This window comes from Actinomycetospora aurantiaca (assembly GCF_037401875.1).
GTDB lineage: Bacteria > Actinomycetota > Actinomycetes > Mycobacteriales > Pseudonocardiaceae > Actinomycetospora > Actinomycetospora aurantiaca.
Genome location: NZ_JBBEGN010000022.1, coordinates 61,727 through 77,368, shown reverse-complemented (window position 1 = coordinate 77,368; position 15,642 = coordinate 61,727). Strand labels below are relative to the sequence as shown.

The window sequence follows — 15,642 nt, the reverse complement described above, 5'->3', positions numbered from 1 at the left end:
CGGGGCTATGGCCCCATTTAGTGCTCACCTGCGAAGCACATGTCGGGCGACCACCGCGCCGGTCGCCCGGCACCCGACGGCCGGCTGCCCCCGGCCACCGAGGATCCGGCGGCGTACCTCCCCTGGCCGCCGCCGGATCGTCGGGAACCCCTAGCGTGGGCCCGTGACCGACACGCCCTGGGAGCCACCGCTCGCCGGGAGCGAGGTCGAGCAGATCGTCGGCTCGCTGGAGCGGCTGCGGGCGACCTTCCGCTGGAAGGTCGACGGCCTCGACGAGGACGGCCTCGCGGCCACCGTCGGGGTCTCGGCGCTGACCCTCGGCGGGCTCCTCAAGCACCTCGCGTGGGCCGAGGCGTTGATGTTCCGGGCCAAGCTGCACGGCGAGCGGCTCGGACCCGAGTGGGATGACGCCCCCTGGGACGACGACCCGGACTGGGAGTTCACCTCCGCCGCCGCCGACGCCCCGGCCGAGCTCTACGCCCGCTACGACCGAGCGGTCGCGTACTCCCGCGCCGCCCTCGACGAGGCCCTCGACGACGGCGGCCTCGACCGCACCGTCCACCTCACCGGCCCCGACGGCGAGCGGGTGAACCTCCGTCGACTGGTCTGCGACCTCGTCGAGGAGTACGGCCGCCACACCGGCCACGCCGACCTGATCCGCGAGTACGTCGACGGTAGCGTCGGCGAAGATCCGCCGCCCGGATGGAGACCACAGTGACCAGGCTCGTCCTCGGCTGCATGCGCATCGAGGGTCTCGACGACGGAGCGGTGCGGGCCCTCGTCGACACCGCGCTCGACGTCGGGATCACGACCTTCGACCACGCCGACATCTACGGCTCCACCCGTCACGCGTGCGAACGGCGCTTCGGGGAGGCAGCCGGCCTGACCGGCGCACGCCGCGAGCAGGCGGTCATCCAGACGAAGGTCGGCATCCGCGAGGGCTACTACGACTTCTCCCGCGAGCACGTCCGGCGCTCCGTCGACGAGTCACTCGAGGCGTTGCGCGTCGACCACGTCGACGTCCTGCTCCTGCACCGGCCCGACGCGCTGGCCGACCCCGACGACGTCGCCGAGACGCTCGACGGGCTCGTGCGGGAGGGCAAGGTCCGGGCGATCGGCGTCTCGAACCACACGGCCTCGCAGATCGAGCTGCTCGCGCGCTCGCTGCCCCACCCCGTCGTCGCGAACCAGATGCAGCTCGGCCTCGGTCACGCGCCGATGATCGCCGCCGGACTGGCGGCGAACGTGGCGGGCCTGGACCAGTCCGTCGACCGCGACGGCGGGGTCCTCGACGCGTGCCGGCTGCGGGGCGTCACCGTGCAGGCCTGGTCGCCGTTCGCCGACGCGCAGGGCCGCATCGTCCTCGGCGACCGGGAGCACCACGCCGACCTGAATGACGCGCTGGACGAGATCGCCGCTGCGCACGACGTCACCCCGACCGCCGTCGCCACCGCCTGGATCACGACGCACCCGGCCGGGATGCAGGTCGTCGTCGGGTCGACCCGGCCCGAGCGGATCCGCGAGGCGGCGCCCGGCGCGGATCTCCGCCTGTCCCGGCCCGAGTGGTACCGGCTCACGGCCGCCGCGGGCTACGCCATCCCATGACGGAGTAACGTACTACTCCGAACGGCCGAACTAGACGGCGATGAACGTCCTCGCCTGGCTGCCCTTGGGGCTCGGCCTGCTCGTGATCCCGCCGGTCGCGGCCGTGCTCACCCACCGCCTGCTCCGCGGCCCAGTGTGGACCTGGCAGGCGGTGCTCGCCCACAAGCTCGCGACGGTGCCCGGCTTCCTCGGGATCGGCGCGGTCGTCACGATCGTGCTCTCGTTCGCGAGCGGGCTCCCGCACGACGTCGGCGGCGTCGTCGCGGTCGTCATGGGCGTGCTGGTCGCGGGCAGCATCTCGCTCACCGCCCGCGGCCTGCGCGGCGCACCGGAGCCGGCCACGCCCGCCGTCGTCACCCCGCCAGACGAACCGGCAGGTGCTTGATCCCGTTGACGAAGATCGACCGGAGCCGGTCGGGCTCGCCGACGACCTCCAGCTCGCGCATCTCGGTCAGCAGCCGCCGGAACATCACCCCGGCCTCGCGGCGCGCGAGGTGCGCGCCGAGGCAGAAGTGCGGGCCGTGGGCGCCGAAGCCCTGGTGCGGGTTGGGGGAGCGGCGCAGGTCGAGCCGGTCGGGCTCGGCGAACACCGATTCGTCGCGGTTCGCCGACCCGTAGACCAGCAGCAGCTTCTCCCCGGCCCGGACCGGCACGTCCCCGACCGTCGTGTCCTCCACGACGGTCCGCCGCATCCAGTTGATCGGCGAGGCCCACCGCACCACCTCGTCGACCGCCGTCGGCAGCTCCGGCTCGGCCTCCCAGACCGCACGGGCGTCGGGGTCGAGGTGCAGGCCCCAGACGCCGTGCGTGATCGCGTTGCGGGTGGTCTCGTTCCCCGCGACGCAGAGCAGGATGAAGAACGACGCGATCTCCTGGTGCGTGAGCCGCTCGCCGTCGACCTCGCCGTGGACGAGCGCCGACAGCACGTCGTCGCGCGGGTCGTCCTCGACGGTCGCCGCCAGCTCCGTCATCAGCCCGGAGAGTCCCGCGCCCGCCGTCAGGTAGTCCTGCAGCGGGTTCTCGGAGGTGACGTACTCCGGGTCGTCACCGGCGAGGATCATGTTCGACCACGTGAACACGTCGTCGCGCCGCGACTCCGGGATGCCCATCATGTCGCAGATCAGCAGCAGCGGGAGCGGTGCGGCGATCTCGGTGACCAGGTCGAACTCCCCGCCGTTCGCTGCCGCCGTCGCGCGCGCCCGGTCGAGCACCTCGCCGGCGATCCGCTCGACGTCGTCGATCAGCCGCCCGACCCGCTTCGGCGTGAACGCCCCCGCCGCGATCCGCCGGATCTTGGTGTGGCGCGGCGCGTCCATGCTGATCAGCGAGCCGAAGAACTCGTGGGCCTCGGCGGGCAGGTCGAGGATGGACACGGCGCCCTTGCCCGAGCAGAACCGGTCGGGGTTGCGGCTGACCTCCTCCACGTCGGCGTGCCGCGTGACCACCCGGAACCCCTCGCCCTGCGGGAACCCGGGGAACTCCGGCTCGGCGTACCAGGGCAGGCCGTCGGTGGCGCGCAGTTCGGCGAAGGCGGTGTAGCGGTCCTTCCACGGGAGTTCCCAGAACTCGCGGTTGCCGAGGTCCATCAGTCCTCCAGGATCGAGACGAGCGTGGTGGTCAGCAGGGTCCGGACGGCGGGTCGGTCGAGGCTGCCGCGCACCAGCCACTCGCGGGAGGCGGCGCGGACCATGCCGAAGAAGGCGCGGACGCGAGCGCGCAGCGCCTCGTCGCACGGGTCGAGCTCCAGCGCGGTGAGGACCCGGTCGACCGCGGTCTCGTCGGCGTCCTCGACGACCGCGTCGACCTCGGCGTCGCCCGAGACCCCGAGGCCCACCGACAACCAGAGGCCGCGGCGGTCGGTGACCGTGTCGAGGAACCACTCGACGGCGGCCGCGGCGCGTTCCCGACGGCGGGTGCCCGGCAGCTCCGCGGCGGCCTGCTCCGGGATCGTCAGGAGCTCGCGCAGCGCCTCCAGGTAGAGCGCCCGCTTGGTGCCGAAGTAGTGGTTGAGCAGCGCCCGCGCGACGCCGGCCTCGCGGGCGAGGTCGGTGGTGGACACCTCCGCGTAGGGCCGCACCGCGTAGAGCCGCAGGGCCGCCTCGAGGATCTCGGTGCGCCGCGCGTCGGGGTCGAGCCGGCGGCGGGCCGCGAGCTCGTTCACCGCACGACCGTGAGGGGCAGCCGCAGCGCGGCGGGCGCCTCCTCGGGGACGGCCGGCCGGTGCGGGGCGACCGGCTCGACGCGGCGGTAGGCCTCACCCGGGGCCGGGCGCTCGTCGGGCTCACCGGCGTTCGGCCACAGCGACAGCGCCCGCTCGGCCAGCGCCGTGATCGTCAGCGACGGGTTCACGCCGAGGTTCGCCGGGATCGTCGAGCCGTCGATCACGTGGACGCCCGGGTGGCCGTGCAGGCGGTGGTAGGCGTCGACGACGCCGTCGTCCGGGGTGGAGCCGAGCACCGCGCCGCCGAGGAAGTGCCCGGTGACGGGGATGTTCGCGAGGCTCGACGCCGCCCCGACCGGCACGCCCCGGATGCGCCGCGCGACCCGCCGGGCCACCTCGTGTCCGGCCGGGATCCACGGCGGGTTGGCCTCGCCGTCGGCGGCGGCGCTGGTCAGCCCGGGCAGGAACCGGCGGCGGCGCAGCGTCAGCGAGTTGTTCAGCGTCTGCATCACCAGCAGCACGATCGACTCCTCCGACCAGCGCCGCGGCCGGTGCAGGAGCGGGAGTTCCCGACGGCGGGTCACGAGCTCGCGGAGGACCCGCCGCCACCCGGGGCCGCGGCGGCCGATCGTCGGGTCGTCGGGGTCGGCGGTGCCGTCCACGAGGATCGCCGACATCAGGGCGAGCAGGTTCGACCCGTGGCCGTAGCGGACCGGCTCCACGTGGGTGTTCTCGTCGACGTGGATCGACGAGGTGATCGCGACGCCGTCGGTGAAGTCGGCCGCCGGGTCGGGCGTGCGGGCCGCGAGGATCGCCTCGGAGTTGGTGCGCACCCCGCGGCCGAGCCGCCCCGAGATGCGGGGGAGCGTGCCCTTCGCCCGCTGCCGGTGCAGGAGCCGCTGCGTGCCCAGGGCGGAGGCGGAGACGACGACCTGACCCGCCGTCAGGACCCGTCGTCGGGAACGGCGTCCGGGCCGGGGGGTCTCGCGGACCTCGACCTCGTAGCCGGAGGCGCCGGACAGGTCGCCGTGGCGGGGCCGGACGAGCATCGCGGTCGTCATGGGGTGGACGACCGCGCCCGCCGCCTCGGCGAGGTGCAGGTAGTTCTTCGCGACCGTGTTCTTCGCGTCGTGGCGGCAGCCCGTCATGCACTCGCCGCAGTCGATGCAGGTGTGTCGGGCGGGACCGGCGCCGCCGAAGTACGGGTCCGGGACCTCGACGCCGGGCTCGTCCCCGAACAGCACCCCGACGTCGGCGTTGCGGTAGGTGTGCCCGACGCCGAGCTCGTCGGCGACGTCGCGCATCACCGCGTCGGCCGCCGACGTGCGGGGGTAGGTGGTGACGCCGAGCATGCGGGACGCCTGGTCGTAGTGGCGGTCGAGCTCGTCGTCCCAGTCGACGCCGGCGGGCCAGGTCCCGTCGGTGAACACCCGCGACGGCGGGCGGTAGAGCGTGTTCGCGTAGACCAGCGAGCCGCCGCCCACCCCCGCGCCGGAGAGCACCAGCACGTGGCGCAGCGGGTCCATGCGGAAGATCCCGAGGCAGCCCAGGCGCGGGGCCCACAGGAAGTCCCGCAGGTGCCAGGACGTCCGCGCGAACTCGTGGTCGGCGAAGCGGCGCCCCGCCTCGAGCACCCCGACCCGGTACCCCTTCTCGGTGGCCCGCAGCGCGGCCACGCCGCCGCCGAATCCCGAGCCGATCACGAGGACGTCGTAGTCCATGGGTCGACTCTGCGCCCCTTGTTGGCAGCCTGTCAACAGGCGTCGCCGTTCGCCGGTGGCGGAACCCGGGGACGACGGCGGGCCGGGTCTGGGAGCGTGCCCGGCATGGGTGAGCTGATCCGGCTGGACGAGCGTCGTCGGGAGCGGGCCGCCGCCGGAACCGACGACCCGTTCGTGCACGTAGAAGCCACGAACGAGTCGTTCGTTCCGCGGGGGACGGGCCCGGAGCCGCTGTGGCGCGAGGTCGTCGGGCGGAGGCTCCGGGCCGTGCGGCGTGACCGGGGTGAGCGGCTCGCCGACACCGCCGCGCGGGCGGGCATCTCGCCGCAGTACCTGTCGGAGGTCGAGCGCGGCCGCAAGGACCCGTCGAGCGAGACCCTCGCCGCCGTCGCCGGGGCCCTGGGCGTGCCGTTGCGCCAGCTGGTCGGGCTCGCCCACGCCGACCTCGCCCGGGGCGCCGGGGGACGGGGTCCGGTGCTGCTCGCCGCCTAGTGTCGGTCGATCACGTGGTCGACGATCCCGTAGTCCCGGGCCGCCGAGGCGGTGAGCACCAGATCGCGGTCGGTGTCGCGGCGCAGGTCGGCGGCGTCCCGTCCGGTGTGGTGGGCCAGGATCGCCTCCATCTCCGCCCGCACCCGCACCACCTCGTCGGCGGCGAGGATCAGGTCCGGGATGGCGCCCCGCCCCTGGGCCGCCGGCTGGTGCAGCACCACCCGGGTGTGCGGCAGCGCCGAGCGCCGCCCGGGGGCGCCGGCCGCCAGCAGCACGGCACCGGCCGCCACCGCCTGGCCCACGCACGTCGTCGCGACCGGGGCGCGCACGTACTGCATGGTGTCGTAGACGGCGAGCATGGCCGCGGTGTCGCCGCCCTCGCAGTTGACGTACAGCGCGATCTCCTGCTCCGGGGCGTCCGCCTCCAGGTGCAGCAGCTGGGCGATCAGGGCGTTCGCCACGCCCGCGTCGATCGCGGTGCCGAGGTAGACGATCCGCTGGCTGAGCAGGTGGGAGTAGACGTCGGTGATCCGCTCGCCGCGCGAGTCGCGGGTGAGCACGTTCGGGATCGTGTAGCTGCTCATGCCGGTACCCCCATCCCGACCCGCAGCCGCCGTACCGGCATGAGCTGGTCGAAGCTCGAGACGATCCCGTCGACGAACCCGTAGTCCTGCGCCTCGGTGGCGGTGAACCAGCGGTCGTGCAGCGAGTCCTCGAAGACCCGCTCCGGCGGCTGCCCGGTGTCGGAGGCGATCAGGCCGAGCACGGTGTCGCGGGTGTGGCGCAGGTCGTTGGCCTGGACCTCCACCTCGACGGCCGATCCTCCGATGCCGGACGACCCCTGGTGCATCAGGATCTTCGCGTGCGGCAGCGCGAACCGCTTGCCCGGTGTGCCGGCGGAGAGCAGGAACTGCCCGGCGCTGCAGGCCAGGCCCAGCGCGAGCGTGGAGACGTCGCACGGGACGAGCCGCATGACGTCGCGGATCGCGAGCATGGCCGGGACGGAGCCGCCGGGGGAGTGGATCCACAGGGCGACGTCGGCCGAGTCGTTCTCGGCCGCGAGCGTGAGCAGGTGTCCCGTGAGCGCGGTCCCGTTGTCGTCGTCGAGCGCGCCGTCGAGCACGAGCACCCGGTGGCGCAGCAGGTGGGCCCGCAGCTCCGGGGAGAAGGACGTCGGTTCGGTCATGACGACGACGGTGGCTCCCCGACGACGGCGCCCGCCACGGCTTCCGCCCGGGGCAGCGCCACGCTGCTCACAGCAGCGTCAGAAGAGCTCCGTCCGCAGCCGGCCGTGGTCGTCGAACAGGCCGTGGCAGCTCTCCACGAACTCCCGGCGGGTGCGCTCGGCGAGCGACGGCCACTCCGTTGACGGGACCAGCAGCGGTCCTTCGGACCCGAGGAACGCGTTCATCCCGTGCAGGGCGATCCAGCGGGGGTCGTACTCGCTCGCGGTCGCCGCGTCCCACGCCGCCACCCGGTCGATCAGGCCCGGGAGCAGGCCCGGCTGGGCGAACGCCCACCGGTTGATCGGCGGACCGTGGGCCTCGGTCAGCGCGCCGCACGCGGCCGCGGCGCTGGGGTCGGTGCACCGCCCGGCGTCGAACCGCGCCCGCAGCTGCCCGGCGTAGAACCAGAACGCACCGGTCTCGTGGTGCCCGTCGGCGAACACGACGCTCGCCATGGCCGTGAGCACCGCGGGGCAGTACCGCGACGGGGTCGCGAGGATGCGGGCCACCGTCTCGCCCCGGGTCGCCGTGTCCCCCAGGCCGGTGAGGGCGGCGAGCTGGTCGGTCATGTCGACGTCGGCGTACTCGGCCGTGGAGCGTGTCATGGGACCAGACCCTCGTCCGCGAGGCGCCCGCCGCCCTCCGTACGACTACCTACCCTGGACGCCGTGATCGTCGCCGCCCTCCACGTCGCTGCGGCGCGGAAGGCGCCGATGGAGGCGGTGGAGCGGATCGAGCTCGTGGCCGGGCAGGGCGTCGTCGGTGACCGGTACTTCGGCACGAGGTCCCGCCACGTCTCCGTGCAGTCGCTCGAGGAGCTGGCCGAGGCGGCCGAGCGCCGCGGCGCCCCGGTCCCCGCGGGCGACACGCGCCGCACCGTCACGGTCGACTCCGGGCGCGTCCCGACGACGCCGGGCGCGCTGCTGCGGCTGGGCGATGTCGAGCTGGAGGTCGTGCGGAAGGCCGCGCCGTGCCGCGTCATGGAGTCCGGCGTCGGTCCCGGCGCCGCCCGCGCGATGCACGAGCGGGGCGGGGCGATCTGCCGGGTCCTGACGTCGGGGGTGGTCCGGGTCGGCGACCCGGTCTCCTGGTGATCAGCGCAGCGTCGGCCGCAGCGCCAGGACCACCGACACCGCGATGACCAGGTGCATCGCCATGAGGCCGACGACGTTCACGACGGTCGCGCCCTGACCGAGCAGGAGCAGGTCCGGGATCCAGGTCAGTGCGAGCACGACGGGGACGACGACGGGCAGCGCCCGCGGCGCGATCCGGCGGACCGCGAACCAGCCCGCGGTGCCCAGGGCCACGCCGAGCACCGTCGCCGGCAGGAAGACCGCGGGCTGGAGGCCGATGGCGATCCCGCCGTCGTCGAGCGCGCTTGCGACGACGCCGATGAGCAGGTTGACCAGCGCGGCCGCGACGAGGGCGACGCCGAGACGGGCGGGGACGGGGGTACTGCGGACGGCGGTCGTCATGGCGACGCTCCTCTGGGTTGCGTGGGCAACTCGAAGGATGCGGCGGGTTGCCTGTTAAAGTCAACGCTCGTGGAGGAACCGCGTTGGCTCGACGACGAGGAACGTCCGGCCTGGATCGCCCTGTGCAAGACGCTGATGACGCTGCCGGGGGCGCTGGAGAGCCAGCTGCTGCGGGACGCGGACCTGACGCTGTTCGGCTACATGATCCTGGCGCGGCTCTCGTTGTCCGAGGACGGCTCGAAGCGGATGAGTGACATCGCGGAGATGGCCAACGGCTCGCTCCCGCGCACGTCCCACGCGGTCGCCCGGCTCGAGGCCCGCGGCTGGGTGACGCGCACCGTGTGCACCGGGCAGGGGCGCCGGTTCACCGTCGCGACCCTCACCGAGGCCGGACGCGCGCACCTCGAGGCCGCGGCCCCGGGGCACGTGGCCGAGGTGCGGCGCCTCGTCGTCGACCCGTTGGGCGGCGACCTCCTCGCGGTGGGCGCCGCGATGGAGCGGGTGGTCGCGACCCTGGGCCTGCCGACGGGCACGCTGTCCGGCGGCCGCTGAACCCAGGTCACAAGATCGGGCACCCGCGCGGGGAGCGGACACCACTAGGGTGTCGGTCGTGCTCCACACCGCCGTGCTCGAGCCCCTGCGTGACGAGTTCTGGCCGAGTCGCCGCCTCGACGCGTTCGACGAGTTCTGTCGTCGCTGAGACGCCCGAGACGCCTGCCGGACCCGCACCCACGCACAGGAGAGACTTCGCCATGAGCACCCCCGAGGCCAACTGGTCGTTCGAGACCAGGCAGATCCACTCCGGCGCGCAGCCCGACCCGGCCACCAACGCCCGGGCCACGCCGATCTACCAGACGACGTCGTACGTCTTCCGCGACACCCAGCACGGCTCGGACCTGTTCTCGCTGGCCGAGCCGGGCAACATCTACACGCGGATCATGAACCCGACCAACGACGTGCTCGAGCAGCGCCTGGCCGCGCTCGAGGGCGGGGTGGCGGCGCTGGCGTTCGCGTCCGGCAGCGCGGCCACCACGGCGGCGATCCTGACGATCGCGGAGTCGGGCGACCACTTCGTCTCCAGCCCGAGCCTCTACGGCGGCACGTACAACCTGTTCCACTACACGCTGCCGAAGATGGGCATCGAGGTCACCTTCGTCGAGGACCAGGACGACCTCGAGCAGTGGCGCAACGCCGTGCGTCCCAACACCAAGCTGTTCTTCGCCGAGACCCTGCCCAACCCGGGCAACAACGTCCTCGACATCCGCGGCGTCGCCGACACCGCCCACGAGGCCGGCGTCCCGCTGCTCGTGGACAACACGGTGCCCACGCCCTACCTGGTGCGCCCGATCGAGCACGGCGCCGACGTCGTCATCCACTCCGCCACGAAGTTCCTCGGCGGCCACGGCACGACGATCGCGGGCGTGGTCGTCGACGGCGGCACCTTCGCCTTCGGCGAGCACGGCGACCGCTTCCCCGGCTTCACCGAGCCCGACCCGAGCTACCACGGCCTGAAGTTCTGGGAGGCCCTCGGCCCGGGCGCCTTCGCGGCGAAGATGCGCGTGCAGCACCTGCGCGACACCGGTGCCGCCCTCAGCCCGTTCAACGCGTTCCTGATCCTGCAGGGCATCGAGACGCTCTCCCTGCGCATGGACCGCCACGTCGCGAACGCCCAGGCGATCGCGGAGTGGCTCGAGTCGCGCGACGAGGTCGAGCAGGTCTGGTACGCGGGCCTGGAGTCCAGCCCGTGGCACGCCGCCCAGCAGCGCTACCTGCCGCGCGGCGCCGGGAGCATCGTCGCCTTCGAGCTGCGTGGCGGCGTCGACGCCGGGCGCGCGTTCGTCGACGGGACCAGCCTGCACTCCCAGCTGGCCAACATCGGCGACGTCCGCAGCCTGATCGTGCACCCGGCGTCGACCACGCACAGCCAGCTCTCCGAGCCCGAGCAGCGCTCCAGCGGCGTCACGCCGGGTCTCGTGCGCCTGTCGGTGGGCATCGAGAACGTCGAGGACATCCGGGCCGACCTCGAGGCGGGTTTCACCGCGGCGAAGTCGACGACTGCGTGACGGCACTGTTGCCCGGCGGCGTGCCGGCCGGTTCCCCCGGCCCAGGTCCCGACGACGGCTCGGTGCCGGTCCTCCCTCCCGCCACGGGTGCGTGGCGGGCGGGGGACCCGGTCGGCGACCGGCGGTTCGTCGTGCTGCCCGACCCGCTGCCGCTCGAGAGCGGGTCGGCGCTGCCCGACGTCACGGTGGCCTACGAGAGCTGGGGCACGTTCGACGGCTCCAACGCCGTCCTGGTGCTGCACGCCCTGACCGGGGACTCGCACGTCTCCGGTCCGGCCGGGCTCGGGCACCCGACGCCGGGCTGGTGGGCCGGGATCATCGGGCCGGGCCTGGCGATCGACACCGACCGGTGGTTCGTCGTCGCGCCCAACGTCCTCGGCGGCTGCCAGGGGACCACCGGCCCGGCGTCCCCGGCCCCCGACGGGCGGCCGTGGGGGTCGCGGTTCCCGCGCACGAGCGTGCGCGACCAGGTCGCCCTGGAGGTCCGGCTCGCCGACCAGCTCGGCATCGGCGCGTGGGCGGCCGTCCTCGGCGGTTCGATGGGCGGGATGCGAGCCGTCGAGTGGGCGGTGACCCACCCGGACCGGGTGGAGCGGCTGCTGCTCCTCGCCTGCTGCGCCGCGGCCTCGGCGGACCAGATCGCCTGGGCCGCGCCGCAGCTCGCGGCGATCCGCGAGGACCCGAACTGGTGCGGCGGGGACTACCACGACCGCGGCCGCGGTGAGGGGCCGCACCTCGGCCTCGGGGTGGCCCGGCGGATCGCCCACGCGACCTACCGGACCGCCGAGGAGCTGGACACCCGGTTCGGGCGGCGCCACCAGCCGGGCGAGGACCCGTACGACGCGGCCGCCCCCGGGCGGTTCGCCGTCGAGTCCTACCTCGACCACCACGCGGAGAAGCTCGTCCACCGGTTCGACGCCGGGTCCTACGTCACGCTCACCTCGGCGATGAACGGCCACGACGTGTCCCGCGACCGGGGGTCCATGGCGGACGCGCTCGGGCGCGTCACCGCGCGGACCGTCGTCGCGGGGTCGACCAGCGACCGGCTCTACCCGCTCGCCCAGCAGGAAGAGCTGGCCACGCTGATCCCCGGCGCCGGGCCGGTGGAGCGCATCGAGTCGCCGTACGGGCACGACGCGTTCCTCATCGAGACCCGCCGGCTCGCGGAGATCCTGGCGCTGCTGATGCGGTAGGTCAGCGGCCGGTCGGGGCCAGCGCCTCGAAGGACTCGCCGTCGTGGATCCGGTCGAGCAGACCCTTCACGACGGCGTCCGCGAGCCGGTAGCGCACGACCCGCCCGTCGCGGTGGGCGCTCACCAGGTTCTGCGCGCGCAGCAGGCGCAGTGCCTGGCTCGTCGTGGAGTCCTTCAGCCCGGCGGCGAGCGCGAGGTCGGACACGCAGATCTCGCCGACCTCGTGGATGCACAGCAGCAGCGTCAGCCGCGTCGGGTCCGCGAGCAGCGCGAACCGGGACACCCACGCGTGCATCGTCGCCGGGTCGGGCAGCGCATCGACCGCCGCACAGACGCGGTGGTCGCCGTCGACGCCGATCGCGTCCGGGTCCCCGGTGAGGTGCACGGGTGGAGTATTCCACGGGCGCGGCCCCGGACGTCGCGGGTAGCGTCCCCGCCGTGGTGGCGCCGGTGCAGCGGGTCGAGCCCGGCTCCGCTCCGTCTCCCGTCGTGCCCCCGTTCCGGGGCAACCTGCTCGGGGAGGCGCGCTGGCAGCTCGAGCTGGCGGGCCTGGTGCTCAGCGGGGTGCACCGCGGCGAGGGCGTCCGGCCCGGCGACGGCGACCCGGTGCTCGCCGTGCCGGGATTCCTGGCCGGCGACGCGACCCTGGCGGTGCTCCGGGCGTGGCTGCGCCGGTGCGGCTACCGCGCCTACCGCTCCGGGATCGCCTGGAACGTCGACTGCTCCGAGGCCGCCGTGCGCCGGCTGGACCGCCGCCTGACCGACGTCGCCGCGCGGTCCGGGCGGCCGGTGACCGTGATCGGGCACAGCCGTGGCGGGCTGCTGGCGCACGCCGTGGCGGTGCGGCGGCCGAGCCGGGTGCGGCAGGTGATCACCCTGGGCAGCCCCCTGAGCTCGCCGTTCGACGCCTCCGTGCTCACCCTCGCGGCGGTCGGTGGCGCGCGGCTGGGGCAGAACCTGCTGCGCCCCGCGCGTCCGCAGTGCCTGACCGTCGACTGCCCGTGCGCGTTCGGCACCGATCTCCGGGCGGCGGCGCCCGTGCCGCTGACCAGCATCCGCACGGTGGAGGACGGGATCGTCCGGCCGGAGTCGTGCGTGGTGGACGGCGTCGAGAACGTGGCGGTGCGGGGCAGCCACGTGGGGCTGTGCGTGAACTCGGACGTCTACCGCGAGATCGCGCGTCTGCTCCGGTGAGGACGGGGTAACCCGGCTCGCATGGCACCGTGGACCTCCGCCGACATCACCGACCAGACCGGCCGCACGTTCGTCGTCACCGGGGCGAACTCCGGGCTCGGCCTCGCGGCCGCCGAGCAGCTCGTCGCACACGGCGCCCACGTCGTGCTCGCGGTCCGCAACACCGACAAGGGCCAGCAGGCGGCCGCGCGGATCGGCGGGCAGGGCGGCCCGGGGACCACCGCGGTGGAGGAGCTCGACCTGGCCGACCTCGCCTCCGTGCGCAAGTTCGCCGCGCGGCTCGACGGTCCCGTCGACGTGCTCGTCAACAACGCGGGCCTCATGGCGATCCCGTTCCAGCGGACCGCCGACGGCTTCGAGATGCAGTTCGGCACCAACGTGCTGGGCCACGTCGCGCTGACCGGGCTCCTGCTGGACCGCCTCACCGACCGCGTCGTCACGCTGTCCAGCCAGGCCCACCGGCTCGGCTCGATCCGCCTCGACGACCTGAACTGGGAGCGCCGCCGCTACCAGCGCTGGCTCGCGTACGGGCAGTCGAAGCTGGCCGACCTGATGGTCGCCTACGAGCTGGAGCGCCGCTTCGTCGCCGCCGGCTCGTCGCTGCGGTCGATGGCTGCGCACCCCGGTTACAGCGCGACCAACCTGCAGTCGCGGACCGAGTCGTTCCAGGACGCCGTCATGGGCGTGCTCAACCGGGTCGTCGCGCAGGGCCCGGAGATGGGCGCGCTGCCCGAGCTGTACGCCGCGACGGTGCCGGACCTGCCCGGTGGCGTGTACATCGGCCCCGACGGCCCGGCCGAGTCGTGGGGCCACCCGATCCCGGTGGGCTCCTCGGCGGCGTCCCACGACCGCGAGGTGCAGAAGGCACTCCTGCGGGCCTGCGAGGAGCTGACCGGTGTGACGATCGCCGTGCCCTGATACAGCCGTTCGGGGGACCGAGATCCCCGATGGCTGCCCGGACGCCGCGGACCCCGCCCGATCGGTCATGATCCCTGCGTGAGCGATCGAGCCGGGGAGCCCGGAACCGCGCCGACGGGCGCGTCCCCGGACGACCCGACGCCGCTCGCGGTGCTGCGCCGGCTCGTCGCGGAGTCCGCGCCGCTCGCCCCGATCCACGCGGCCGTCCACGCGCGCCTCACCGACGTGGAGCGCGGCCGCTGCGACGCGCGGATGCCGACCGTCATCGGGGACGGCCTGCTGGAGTCCCTGCTCGTCCTCGCCGACTTCGTCCTGGGCGTGTCGTACTCGAGCACCCTGCGCGCGGGCGACCGGATCGTCACCGTGCGCCTCGGCGTCCAGCTGCTCGGACGGCCGCTGTCAGGGGAGGAGCTGCGCGCGACCGGGACCCTGGACGACAGTCGCGCCGGGGTGGGGCTCAGCTCGGCGACGATCACCGACCGGGAGGGCCGCGTCGTCGCGCGCTGCGAGGGCCGCAACGCGGCGCTCACCGACGGACTCGCCGGGCAGTACGCGAGCACCCCACCGACGTTCGCGAACCGGCCGTCGGGGTGGCGGCTGCTCATGCCGCACCGCGGCGAGGACCCGACCCGCGACGGGACGACGATGGTGGCCCACCCCGACCCGTGGACGGCCAACGCGGCCGGGGTCGTCCAGGGCGGCGCGCTGGCCGGTCTCGCCGCGCGCGGACTCTCGCACGCGCTCGACGTGCTGCCGGACGACTTCTCGATCACCTTCGTCCGTCCGTTCCGGCCCGGGGACGGCGCCGTCCGCTGCCGGGTGGTGGTCGAGCACACCGGCCGGCGGCTGCGCGTGGGGCGTGCGGAACTGGTCGACGACCGCGGGCGGCTGCTCGCCACCGCCTCCGGCACGGCGTTCCGGCACTGATCAGGCGGGCAGACCCTGGTCGGCCGCCGCGGCCGCGCGCGCCTCGCCGGCCCGTCGCGACGCCCGCGCCCACAGGACCGTCGCGACGATGAGCGCCCCGAGGACCACCGCGGGCACGACGGCGTTGACCACGACCATCGTCGGGACCGACAGCCGGAACGTCAGCACGACCCGGACCACCGCCTCGCCGAGCAGACCGAGGCCCCACATCGTCGTCAGACCGCGCTGGGTCCGGCGGAAGCCCGCGTACTGCCACAGCCCGTTCCACCAGGCGAGGCGCTCGGGGTCGCCGTTCGTGGCGAACCGCCGACCGAACAGGAACATCACCGGCCGCGGGGCCAGCAGGCTGCCGAGGAACACCAGCCCGACCAGCCCCGTCACCGCCGACTCCTTGAGCAGCAGCAGCCGCGGGTCGTCGAAGAACAGCGACGTGACGACGCCGATCGCGAGCAGCGTCAGGATGAACACGCTGAACTCGTCGACCCGCCGTCGGATCGCGACCGAGAGCAGCGTGCTGAGCGCCGGGCCGATCGCGGAGAGCAGCAGCGCCGGCACGTCGCCGAGCCCCGCGTCGGTGGCGACGTCGTAGATCACGATCGGCGCGGCGATGTCGAGCACCGCCATCGACACCCACGGCAGGATCTTCGCCAGCATCGCGGTGCCTCCG

At 74.2% G+C, this 15,642-nt stretch carries 20 protein-coding genes; 11 read left to right on the top strand and 9 right to left on the bottom strand.

The genetic code is table 11. From position 1 onward, the window contains the following. Positions 1 to 163: 163 nt before the first annotated feature. Genes WCD74_RS27025 through WCD74_RS27015 form a run of 3 tightly spaced genes read left to right on the top strand, consistent with a single transcriptional unit; the run spans position 164 to position 1,990 of the window. Positions 164 to 718, top strand: a complete 555-nt coding sequence (locus tag WCD74_RS27025) for a mycothiol transferase (RefSeq protein ID WP_337698008.1) — start codon at positions 164 to 166, stop codon at positions 716 to 718. Beyond that, the gene (locus WCD74_RS27020; protein WP_337698007.1) at positions 715 to 1,605 is read left to right on the top strand and encodes an aldo/keto reductase; all 891 of its coding nucleotides are present in this window, start codon (positions 715 to 717) and stop codon (positions 1,603 to 1,605) included. The genes WCD74_RS27025 and WCD74_RS27020 overlap by 4 nt, the downstream gene beginning before the upstream one ends. Before the next feature lie 40 nt (positions 1,606 to 1,645). Then, positions 1,646 to 1,990, top strand: coding sequence for a hypothetical protein (locus tag WCD74_RS27015; protein WP_337698006.1), 345 nt, complete (start codon positions 1,646 to 1,648; stop codon positions 1,988 to 1,990). Here WCD74_RS27015 and WCD74_RS27010 read toward each other — a convergent pair. Genes WCD74_RS27010 through WCD74_RS27000 form a run of 3 tightly spaced genes read right to left on the bottom strand, consistent with a single transcriptional unit; the run spans position 1,959 to position 5,487 of the window. Continuing rightward, the gene (locus tag WCD74_RS27010) at positions 1,959 to 3,191 is read right to left on the bottom strand and encodes a cytochrome P450 (protein ID WP_337698005.1); all 1,233 of its coding nucleotides are present in this window, start codon (positions 3,189 to 3,191) and stop codon (positions 1,959 to 1,961) included. The genes WCD74_RS27015 and WCD74_RS27010 overlap by 32 nt on opposite strands. Beyond that, on the bottom strand, positions 3,191 to 3,766 hold the full coding sequence (locus WCD74_RS27005; RefSeq protein WP_337698004.1) for a TetR/AcrR family transcriptional regulator: 576 nt from the start codon (positions 3,764 to 3,766) through the stop codon (positions 3,191 to 3,193). The genes WCD74_RS27010 and WCD74_RS27005 overlap by 1 nt, the downstream gene beginning before the upstream one ends. Continuing rightward, positions 3,763 to 5,487: a GMC oxidoreductase gene (locus WCD74_RS27000; RefSeq protein ID WP_337698003.1), complete on the bottom strand. Its 1,725-nt coding sequence runs from the start codon at positions 5,485 to 5,487 to the stop codon at positions 3,763 to 3,765. The genes WCD74_RS27005 and WCD74_RS27000 overlap by 4 nt, the downstream gene beginning before the upstream one ends. A 105-nt stretch (positions 5,488 to 5,592) precedes the next feature. Here WCD74_RS27000 and WCD74_RS26995 point away from each other — a divergent pair, with 105 nt between their 5' ends. Beyond that, complete coding sequence (locus WCD74_RS26995; protein WP_337698002.1) at positions 5,593 to 5,979, top strand: helix-turn-helix domain-containing protein; 387 nt, start codon at positions 5,593 to 5,595, stop codon at positions 5,977 to 5,979. Here the strand turns inward: WCD74_RS26995 and WCD74_RS26990 are convergent. The 3 genes from WCD74_RS26990 to WCD74_RS26980 all read right to left on the bottom strand — a co-directional run bounded on the left by WCD74_RS26990 (position 5,976) and on the right by WCD74_RS26980 (position 7,810). Beyond that, positions 5,976 to 6,563, bottom strand: coding sequence for a ClpP family protease (locus WCD74_RS26990; RefSeq protein WP_337698001.1), 588 nt, complete (start codon positions 6,561 to 6,563; stop codon positions 5,976 to 5,978). The genes WCD74_RS26995 and WCD74_RS26990 overlap by 4 nt on opposite strands. After that, positions 6,560 to 7,165 carry a ClpP family protease gene (locus tag WCD74_RS26985; protein WP_337698000.1) on the bottom strand — a complete coding sequence of 202 codons (606 nt, stop codon included), beginning with the start codon at positions 7,163 to 7,165 and terminating at the stop codon, positions 6,560 to 6,562. Before WCD74_RS26985 ends, WCD74_RS26990 begins: the two co-directional genes overlap by 4 nt. Positions 7,166 to 7,243: 78 nt before the next feature. Continuing rightward, positions 7,244 to 7,810 carry a hypothetical protein gene (locus WCD74_RS26980; protein ID WP_337697999.1) on the bottom strand — a complete coding sequence of 189 codons (567 nt, stop codon included), beginning with the start codon at positions 7,808 to 7,810 and terminating at the stop codon, positions 7,244 to 7,246. Between the two features lie 63 nt (positions 7,811 to 7,873). Between WCD74_RS26980 and WCD74_RS26975 the strand changes: the two genes are divergently transcribed. Further along, entirely contained in the window at positions 7,874 to 8,299 is a 426-nt protein-coding gene (locus WCD74_RS26975; protein ID WP_337697998.1) for an MOSC domain-containing protein, read from the top strand. On the opposite strand, the gene WCD74_RS26970 is transcribed toward WCD74_RS26975, so the two are convergent. Then, complete coding sequence (locus WCD74_RS26970) at positions 8,300 to 8,680, bottom strand: DUF6069 family protein (protein WP_337697997.1); 381 nt, start codon at positions 8,678 to 8,680, stop codon at positions 8,300 to 8,302. It abuts the gene before it with no gap. Positions 8,681 to 8,749: 69 nt separating this feature from the next. Here WCD74_RS26970 and WCD74_RS26965 point away from each other — a divergent pair, with 69 nt between their 5' ends. From WCD74_RS26965 to metX, 3 genes are all read left to right on the top strand, one after another. Continuing rightward, entirely contained in the window at positions 8,750 to 9,232 is a 483-nt protein-coding gene (locus WCD74_RS26965) for a MarR family winged helix-turn-helix transcriptional regulator (RefSeq protein WP_337697996.1), read from the top strand. Positions 9,233 to 9,432: 200 nt separating this feature from the next. Next, positions 9,433 to 10,743: a bifunctional o-acetylhomoserine/o-acetylserine sulfhydrylase gene (locus tag WCD74_RS26960; protein WP_337697995.1), complete on the top strand. Its 1,311-nt coding sequence runs from the start codon at positions 9,433 to 9,435 to the stop codon at positions 10,741 to 10,743. A 62-nt stretch (positions 10,744 to 10,805) separates the two neighbouring features. Then, a complete protein-coding gene (gene metX / locus WCD74_RS26955) occupies positions 10,806 to 11,936 on the top strand; it encodes a homoserine O-acetyltransferase MetX (RefSeq protein WP_337698010.1) in 1,131 nt (376 codons plus the stop codon). 1 nt (position 11,937) lies between these two features. Here metX and WCD74_RS26950 read toward each other — a convergent pair whose 3' ends face one another. Next, on the bottom strand, positions 11,938 to 12,321 hold the full coding sequence (locus WCD74_RS26950) for an ArsR/SmtB family transcription factor (RefSeq protein WP_337697994.1): 384 nt from the start codon (positions 12,319 to 12,321) through the stop codon (positions 11,938 to 11,940). 2 nt (positions 12,322 to 12,323) lie between these two features. On the opposite strand from WCD74_RS26950, the gene WCD74_RS26945 reads away from it, so the two are divergent. The 3 genes from WCD74_RS26945 to WCD74_RS26935 all read left to right on the top strand — a co-directional run bounded on the left by WCD74_RS26945 (position 12,324) and on the right by WCD74_RS26935 (position 14,975). Continuing rightward, positions 12,324 to 13,130, top strand: coding sequence for an esterase/lipase family protein (locus tag WCD74_RS26945; RefSeq protein ID WP_337697993.1), 807 nt, complete (start codon positions 12,324 to 12,326; stop codon positions 13,128 to 13,130). Positions 13,131 to 13,151: 21 nt separating this feature from the next. Continuing rightward, positions 13,152 to 14,048, top strand: coding sequence for an oxidoreductase (locus WCD74_RS26940; RefSeq protein WP_337697992.1), 897 nt, complete (start codon positions 13,152 to 13,154; stop codon positions 14,046 to 14,048). Between the two features lie 78 nt (positions 14,049 to 14,126). Beyond that, a complete protein-coding gene (locus WCD74_RS26935) occupies positions 14,127 to 14,975 on the top strand; it encodes a PaaI family thioesterase (protein WP_337697991.1) in 849 nt (282 codons plus the stop codon). Here WCD74_RS26935 and WCD74_RS26930 read toward each other — a convergent pair whose 3' ends face one another. Continuing rightward, entirely contained in the window at positions 14,976 to 15,629 is a 654-nt protein-coding gene (locus WCD74_RS26930; protein WP_337697990.1) for a VC0807 family protein, read from the bottom strand. Positions 15,630 to 15,642: the final 13 nt, after the last annotated feature.

Coding starts and splice junctions, on each gene's coding strand:
- WCD74_RS27015 (WP_337698006.1), top strand. CDS start 1,646: ATGAACGTCCTCGCCTGGCTGCCCTTGGGGCTCGGCCTGCTCGTGATC.
- WCD74_RS27010 (WP_337698005.1), bottom strand. CDS start 3,191: ATGGACCTCGGCAACCGCGAGTTCTGGGAACTCCCGTGGAAGGACCGC.
- WCD74_RS27000 (WP_337698003.1), bottom strand. CDS start 5,487: ATGGACTACGACGTCCTCGTGATCGGCTCGGGATTCGGCGGCGGCGTG.
- WCD74_RS26995 (WP_337698002.1), top strand. CDS start 5,593: ATGGGTGAGCTGATCCGGCTGGACGAGCGTCGTCGGGAGCGGGCCGCC.
- WCD74_RS26990 (WP_337698001.1), bottom strand. CDS start 6,563: ATGAGCAGCTACACGATCCCGAACGTGCTCACCCGCGACTCGCGCGGC.
- WCD74_RS26985 (WP_337698000.1), bottom strand. CDS start 7,165: ATGACCGAACCGACGTCCTTCTCCCCGGAGCTGCGGGCCCACCTGCTG.
- WCD74_RS26980 (WP_337697999.1), bottom strand. CDS start 7,810: ATGACACGCTCCACGGCCGAGTACGCCGACGTCGACATGACCGACCAG.
- WCD74_RS26970 (WP_337697997.1), bottom strand. CDS start 8,680: ATGACGACCGCCGTCCGCAGTACCCCCGTCCCCGCCCGTCTCGGCGTC.
- WCD74_RS26960 (WP_337697995.1), top strand. CDS start 9,433: ATGAGCACCCCCGAGGCCAACTGGTCGTTCGAGACCAGGCAGATCCAC.
- WCD74_RS26940 (WP_337697992.1), top strand. CDS start 13,152: ATGGCACCGTGGACCTCCGCCGACATCACCGACCAGACCGGCCGCACG.
- WCD74_RS26930 (WP_337697990.1), bottom strand. CDS start 15,629: ATGCTGGCGAAGATCCTGCCGTGGGTGTCGATGGCGGTGCTCGACATC.